This is a genomic window from Streptomyces sp. NPDC006134 (genome assembly GCF_040628835.1).
Taxonomy (GTDB): Bacteria; Actinomycetota; Actinomycetes; order Streptomycetales; family Streptomycetaceae; genus Streptomyces.
In genome coordinates this window covers 1-7,825 of sequence record NZ_JBEXTV010000115.1, presented here as the reverse complement: position 1 = coordinate 7,825, position 7,825 = coordinate 1, and the positions used below count along the sequence as shown (strand labels likewise).

Annotated in this window: 2 protein-coding genes; both read right to left on the bottom strand. The window is 76.2% G+C overall.

Annotation, left to right across the window (positions count from 1 at the left end; genetic code table 11):
• Positions 1 to 5,150 (bottom strand): type I polyketide synthase (locus ABZ340_RS35955; protein WP_358786102.1); only part of this gene is annotated, 5,150 nt, incomplete at its 3' end.
• A 50-nt stretch (positions 5,151 to 5,200) separates the two neighbouring features.
• The coding region (locus ABZ340_RS35950) for an SDR family NAD(P)-dependent oxidoreductase (RefSeq protein ID WP_358786101.1) at positions 5,201 to 7,825 on the bottom strand (2,625 nt) is incomplete at its 5' end.

The window sequence follows — 7,825 nt, the reverse complement described above, 5'->3', positions numbered from 1 at the left end:
ACGTTCTCCGCCCCGCTGTGGCCGAGCACGACCGCGGCCTGGGTGCGCACCAGGTCGAGGAGCAGCGCCTCCTGCTCGGCGGTGGCGAGCCCGGCGAGGCGGCGGGGCAGGTCGCCGTCCCTTCCGGCCGTGGCCCGCGCAGGCCGGCGGCCCGCCGGGACGAGAGCGCGCAGCAGGTGCGGGACCGGGCTGCCGAGGGCCGCGCCGGCCCGCGCCCCGCGCAGGTCCAGCTTGACCGGCACGAGCAGCGCCCGGCCGGACCCGAGGGAGGCGTCGAACAGCTCCATGCCCTCGGTCGCCGTGATCGCCAGGACACCGCCGCGGCTCGCGCGGGCCTGGTCGGCGTCGCCCAGGTGGGCGGTCATGCCGGCGTCCTGCTCCCACAGGCCCCAGGCCAGGGACAGGCCGGGCAGACCGGCCGCGCGGCGGTCGGCCATCAGACCGTCGAGGAAGGCGTTGGCGGCGGCGTAGTTGCCCTGGCCCGCCGAGCCGAACACACCCGACGCGGACGAGAACACGGCGAACGCGTCCAGGTCCAGGCCACGGGTGAGCTCGTCCAGGTGGCGCACCGCGTCGACCTTCGGCGCGAACACCGCCGCCAGGCGCTCCGGGGTCAGCGCCCCGATCACGCCGTCGTCCAGCACGCCCGCCGTGTGCACCACGCCGCGCAGGGGGTGCCCGCCGGGTATGGCGGCCAGCAAGGACTTCACCTGGTCGCGGTCGGCCACGTCACAGGCCACGACGGAGACCTCCGCGCCGTGCCCGGTCAGCTCGGCGACCAGCTCCGGCGCGCCCGCGGCGGCCGGGCCGCGGCGGCTCACCAGGAGCAGGTTCCGTACGTGGTGCCGGGTGACCAGGTGCCGGGCCACGAGGGCGCCGAGCGAACCGGTGCCGCCCGTGATGAGAACCGTTCCCTCCGGGGCGAACAGCGCCTCGTCGGCCGGGACGTGGGCGAGGGCGCGGGCGAGGCGGGGCGCCGAGAGCGTCCCGCCGCGCACGGCGACCTGGGGCTCTTCGAGGGCCTGCACCGGGCCGAGGACGGGCACCACGCCGTCCTCGGCGGCCGGGTCGGCGTCGATCAGGACGATCCGGTCCGGGTTCTCGGTCTGCGCGGCGCGCACCAGGCCCCACACCGCCGCGCCGGCCGGGTCCGGCACCGCGCCGTCACCGGCGGGCACCGCACCCCGGGTCGCCACCACGAGCCGGGAGTCGTCGAGGCCGTCCGCGGCCAGCCACGCCTGCACCACGCCCAGCACCCGCGCGGACAGGGCGAGTACGGCGTCGTCGCCGTCACCGCCGACGGCCTCCAGGACCGCCACCTGCGGAACCCCGGCGCTCCCGGCCAGGGCCGCCACGTCCTCGGCCGTGGCCACCGGCGCCCACGAAGGCGCGGCCACCGGGCCCTGGGGCAGGGGAAGTTCGGTCCAGTCCACCTGGAACAGCGCGTCGGCGGCCGCCGGATCCGCCGTCTGAAGCTGCTCGGCGGAGACGGGCCGGGACACCAGCGAGTCCAGCGTGAGAACGAGGCCGCCGGTCTCGTCGGCCGCCTCCAGCGACACCGCGCCGGGCCCGGCGGCGGTCAGGCGGATCCGCAGTGCGGACGCGCCCTGGGCGTGCAGCGACAGGCCGTTCCACGCGAACGGGAGGACCGGCCGCCCGGCCTCCTCCTCGGCCGCCTCCGCCTCGGCGCCGAACATCCCGGCGTGCAGGGCGGCGTCGAGGAGCGCCGGGTGGATGCCGAACCGGTCGGCACCGTCCCGGAGTTCCCCGGGCAGGGCGGCCTCGGCGAAGACCTCCTCACCACGCCGCCACACCGCGCGCAGGCCCTGGAAGGCGGGGCCGTAGCCGTAGCCGCGCCCGGCCAGGTCGCCGTAGAAGTTCTCCACGTCGACCGGTCGGGCGCCGGGCGGCGGCCAGGCGGCGAAGTCGGCGTGCGCGCCCCGGGCCGGAGCCGGGGCCGGGGCCGAGGCCGGGGCCGGGGCCGCCAGGGTGCCGGCCGCGTGCCGCGTCCACGTCTCCCCGTCACCGGGGGCGTCCTCGCGCAATGAGTGGATCTCCACGGGGCGCGAGCCGTTGCCGTCCGGGGCGCCCACGGCGACCAGGACGCGTACGCCGCCCTGCCGCGGCACGACGAGGGGTTCCTCGATCACGAGCTCGTCCAGGACCCCGCAGCCGGCCTCGTCACCGGCCCGTACCGCCAGCTCGACCAGGCCGGTGCCCGGGAGGAGGACCACGCCGCCCACGGCGTGGTCGGCCAGCCACGGGTGCGACCTCAGCGAGAGGCGCGAGGTGAGCACCAGGCCCTCGGAGTGCGGCAGCCGCACCACGGCACCGAGCAGCGGGTGATCGGCCGCGGTCTGTCCGAGGGACGCCGCGTCCGTCGCCGCGTCGGCGGTCCTCAGCCAGTAGTGCTCATGGTCGAAGGCGTACGTCGGCAGGTCCACGCGCGCCGTGCCGGCGCCGGCGGCCGGGAGCAGGGCGCTCCAGTCCACGGGCACGCCCCGCACGAACAGTTCGCCCAGCGCGGCGAGCAGGGTCCGCTCCTCCGGGCGGCCGTCGCGCAGCGCCGCCACACAGGTCACCTCGGCGCCCGCGGCGGTCGCCGTCTCCTCGACGAGCCCGGTCAGGGCCGCGCCCGGGCCCAGCTCCACGAAGAGCGCGCCGCCGCATCCGACCGCGGCCGCGATGCCCTCGGCGAACCGCACCGGCCGGCGCACATGGCCCGCCCAGTACCCGGGCGCCGTCAGCTCGCCGGGTCCGGCGAGGCGCCCGGTCACGTTCGAGATCACCGGGATCTCCGGCTCGTGCCACTCCAGCCCGGCGAGTTCCGCCGCGAAGCCGTCCAGCATCGGCTCCATCCGCAGGGAGTGGAACGCGTGCGAGACCGCCAGGCGCTTCGTCTTGTGTCCCTGCTCCCGCAGCCGGCCGGCCACCGCGAGGACCGCGTCCTCGTCGCCGGAGAGGACCACCGAGGACGGTCCGTTGACCGCCGCGACCTCCACGCCCTCGCCGAGCAGGCCGGTGACCTCGGCCTCGCTCGCGGCCACCGCGACCATCGCGCCGCCCGGCGGCAGGGCCTGCATCAGCCGGCCCCGGGCCGCGACCAGGCGCGCCGCGTCGCCCAGCGACAGGACGCCCGCCGCGTGCGCCGCGGCGACCTCGCCGATCGAGTGGCCGACGACCGCGTCCGGCCGTACCCCCCAGGACTCCACCAGCCGGAACAGGGCGGTCTCGACGGCGAACAGGCCCGCCTGGGTGAACACCGTCTGCTGCAGCAGCTCGGCGCTGCTGCCCACCCTGCCCAGCACCACGTCCCGTACCGGGTGGTCGACCCGCCCCGCGAGGGCCGCGTCCAGGTGCCCGCACGCCTCGTCCAGGGCGCGGGCGAACACCGGGTGGCGGTCGTACAGTTCGCGGCCCATGCCCGCGCGCTGCGAGCCCTGGCCCGGGAACACCCACACGACCTTGCCCGGCCCGCCCGGGCCGGCCGCCCTGCCGGTCACGGTTCCGGCCGGGCGCTCGCCCCGGGCCAGCGCCGAGAGCCCGGCGCACGCCTCCTCGTCCGAACCGGCCAGGACCACCGCGCGCTCGGGCAGCAGCGCCCGCTCCGACAGCAGCGCCCGGGCCACGCGCGGCAGCGGCACGCCGCCGGCGCCCTCGACGAAGGCGGCCAGCCGCTCCGCCTGGCCCGCCAGGGAGCCCTCGCTGCGCGCCGACACCACCAGCGGCACCACACCCGCCGGGGCCACGTCCGCGGCGGCCGGCTCCGGCTCCTCGGGCGCCTCCTCCAGGATCAGGTGCGCGTTCGTGCCGCTGATGCCGAAGGAGGACACGCCCGCGCGGCGGGGACGGCCGTCGCGCGGCCACTCCCGGGCCTCGGTGAGCAGTTCCACCGCGCCCGCGGTCCAGTCGACCTCGGTCGTCGGGACCTCGGCGTGCAGCGTCGGGGGCAGCGTCTCGTGCCGCAGCGCCTGGACCATCTTGATGACACTGGCCACGCCGGCGGCGGCCTGGGTGTGCCCGATGTTCGACTTCAGCGAGCCGAGCCACAGCGGCTGCCGCGGATCCCGGCCCTGCCCGTACGTGGCGAGCAGCGCCTGCGCCTCGATCGGGTCGCCGAGGGCCGTACCGGTGCCGTGGGCCTCCACGGCGTCCACGTCCGCCGGAACGAGTCCGGCACCGGCCAGGGCCTTGCGGATCACCCGCTGCTGCGAGGGACCGTTGGGCGCCGTGAGCCCGTTGGACGCGCCGTCCTGGTTGACCGCGCTGCCCCGGATGACCGCGAGGACCCGGTGGCCGCGCTCCCGCGCCTCGGAGAGCCGCTCCAGGACCACCACGCCGGCGCCCTCGGCCAGGCCCATGCCGTCCGCGCCGTCCGCGAACGCCTTGCAGCGGCCGTCGGAGGCCATGCCCTGCTGCCGGGAGAAGACCACGAACGTGCCGGGCGTCGACATCACCATCGCGCCGCCGGCCAGCGCCATCGAGCACTCGCCCTGCCGCAGCGCCTGCGCGGCCAGGTGGATGGCGACCAGGGACGACGAGCAGGCCGTGTCCACGGAGACGGCGGGGCCCTCGAAGCCGAGGACGTACGACACCCGGCCCGACGCCACGCTCGATGCCACGCCGGTGCCGGTGAAGCTCTCCAGCTCCGGCGCGACGCCGCCGCCCCCGGAGCCGTACCCCTGGCCGGACACCCCGGTGAACACGCCGACGTCGCTGCCCTTGAGGGAGAGGGGGTCGAGGCCGGCCCGCTCCAGCGCCTCCCAGGAGGTCTCCAGGAGCAGCCGCTGCTGCGGGTCCATGGCGAGGGCCTCACGCGGCGAGATCCCGAAGAAGCCGGCGTCGAACAGGCCCGCTCCCCGCAGGAAGCCGCCCTGGTCGGTGTAGGAGGTGCCGGGGTTGTCGGGGTCCGGGTCGAACAGGCCGTCCAGCTCCCAGCCGCGGTCGTCGGGAAACCCCGACACGGCGTCGCCGCCCTCGCGCACCAACCGCCACAGGTCCTCGGGGCCCGTCACGCCGCCCGGCAGCCGGCAGGCCATGCCCACGATCGCGATCGGCTCGCCCGCGTGCGAAGCGCCCTGCTTCCGCAGGTTGTGCAATTCGGTGGTGACGCGTTTGAGGGTTTTGAGGAGTTGCTCGTCCGTGGCCATTCGTCAGTCCTCACGAGAATGTTGATGGAGCCGGATGTCCTGAAGCGAATTCACACGAGCCCGAGTTCCTCATGGATGAAGTCGAGGACTTCGTCGGCCGACGCGGATTCCAGTTTCTCGGCCACCGTGGAGACATCCGTCTGCTCGACGCCCCCATTACACCGGGCCACCAGGCCCTGAAGGCGGAGAGCGATACTCGCTCTCATGGATTCGTCGAGGGTCACTGCAGCGATCAGCGACTCGACGTCCTCTATCTTCGCGTTCACCCGGGAAAGGACGTCGTCGCCGATACCGAGTTCGTCCCGCAGACGGCGGGTGAGCACGAGCGGGGTCGGCTGGTCGAAGACCAGCGTGGCGGGCAGCTTGAGGCCGGTCGCCTCGCGCAGCCGGTTGCGCAGCTCCACCGAGGTGAGCGAGTCGAAGCCGACGTCCTTGAAGGCGGTGTCCGGGCGGATGCTCTCCGGCCCGCTGTGCCCGAGCACGACCGCGGCCTGCGTGCGCACCAGGTCGAGGAGGAGGGCCTCCTGCTCCGCCTCGGCGAGCCCGGACAGCCGGCGCAGCAGGCCGCCGTCCTTCGCGGCCGCCGCCCGCGCCTGCTGCCGCCCCGCCGGTACGAGACCGCGCAGCAGGGGCGGCACCGTCCCGCCGGCCGACGCGTCGGCGCGCACCGCCCGCAGGTCCAGCTTGACCGGCACGAGCAGCGGCTCCGCGGACCCGATCGCCGCGTCGAACAGCTCCATGCCCTCGGCGGGCTCGAGCGCCACGACGCCGTCACGGCTGGTGCGCCGGCTCATGCTCGCCTGATCGTCGGTGCTGAGGTGGGCGGTCATGTTGGTCGCGTACGCCCAGGTGCCCCACGACAGGGAGAGGCCGGGCAGGCCCGCGGCGCGGCGGCGGGCCATCAGGCCGTCCAGGAAGGCGTTGGCGGCCCCGTAGCCGCTGCTGCCGGCGCCCAGGAAGACGGACGAGGCGGAGGAGTAGACGACGAACGCGTCCAGGTCCAGGCCGCGCGTCAGCTCGTCGTAGTGCCGTACGGCGTCCACCTTCGGCGCGAACACCCGCGCCAGGCGCTCCGGGGTCAACGTACCGACGAGCCCGGCCTCGAACACGCCGGCCGTGTGCACCACGCCGCGCAGCGGGTGCTCGCCGGGTATCGAGGCCAGCAGGGACTCCACCTGGGCGCGGTCCGACACGTCACAGGCCACGACGGAGACCTCCGCGCCGTGCCCGGTCAGCTCGGCGACCAGCTCCCGCACACCGTTGGCGGCGGGGCCGCGGCGGCTGGCCAGCATCAGGTGGCGCACGCCGTGCCGGACGACCAGATGCCGGGCGACGAGCTCACCCAGCGAGCCGCCGCCCGAGACCAGGACGGTTCCCTCCGACCTGAACACCGCCTCGCCGTCCGGGAGTTCGGTGGCGGCGGCGCGGGCGAGCCGGGGTACGGAGAGGGTGTTGCCGCGTGCCGCGAGCTGCGGCTCGCCGGTGGCCAGGGCCGTACCGAGGACGGACACCGGGCCGTCGCCGTGGCCGTCGGTGCCGGTGTCGGTGCCGGTGCCGGTGTCGATCAGGACGATGCGGTCCGGGTTCTCGGCCTGCGCGGCGCGCACCAGGCCCCACACCGCCGATCCGGCCGGATCGGTCACCGTGCCGTCACCGGCGGGCACCGCGCCCCGGGTCGCCACGACGAGCTGCGACTCCTCGAGGGCGTCCGCCTCCAGCCACGCCTGGACGACCCCCAGGACCCGGGAGGTCAGCGCCAGTACGGCGTCGTCCCCCTCGCCGCCGACGGCTTCGAGGACGGCCACCGCCGGTGCCTCGGCCGCCAGGGCCGCCACCTCGTCCGCGGTGGCCACGGGCACCCACGCCGGCGCCGGCTGCGCCCCCTGGACCGGCGGCAGTTCGCTCCAGTCCACCCGGAACAGCGCGTCGGCGGCCGCCGTGTCCGCCGCGCTCTCCAGTTGCTCGGCGGACACGGCGCGCGACACCAGCGAGTCCATCGTCACGACCAGGGCGCCGGTCTCGTCGGCCGCCTGGACCGACAGCGCGTCCGGGCCGTTCGGCGCGACGCGCACCCGCAGCGCCGAGGCGCCCGCCGCGTGCAACACCAGGCCGTTCCACGAGAACGCGAGGAGCGGCTGCCCGGCCCCGTCCTCCGCGTCCGTGCCCGTGCCCGTCACGGCCCGGAACGACCCGGTCTGGAGGGCCGCGTCCAGGAGGGCGGGGTGGATGCCGAACCCGTCGGCGTCCTTGCGCTGTTCCTCGGGCAGGGCGACCTCGGCGAAGACCTCCTCGCCGCGCCGCCACACCGCGCGCACGCCCTGGAAGGCGGGACCGTAGCCGACGCCGCGCTCGCGCAGTGCGTCGTAGAAGCCGCCGACGTCGACGGCCTTGGCGCCCTGCGGCGGCCAGGCGGCGAAGTCGAAGTCCGCGGGACGAGCCGACGGCGCGGGCGACAGCGTGCCGGTGGCGTGCCGCGTCCACGCGTCCCCGTCGCCGGGGGCGTCCTCGCGCTGCGAGTGGACCTCCACGGTGCGCGAGCCGCTGTCGTCCGGGGCACCCACGGCGACCTGGACCCGCACCCCGCCCTGCTCCGGCACGACGAGGGGCGCCTCGATCACCAGCTCCTCGAGCACGCCGCACCCGGCCTCGTCACCGGCCCGTACGGCCAGCTCGAC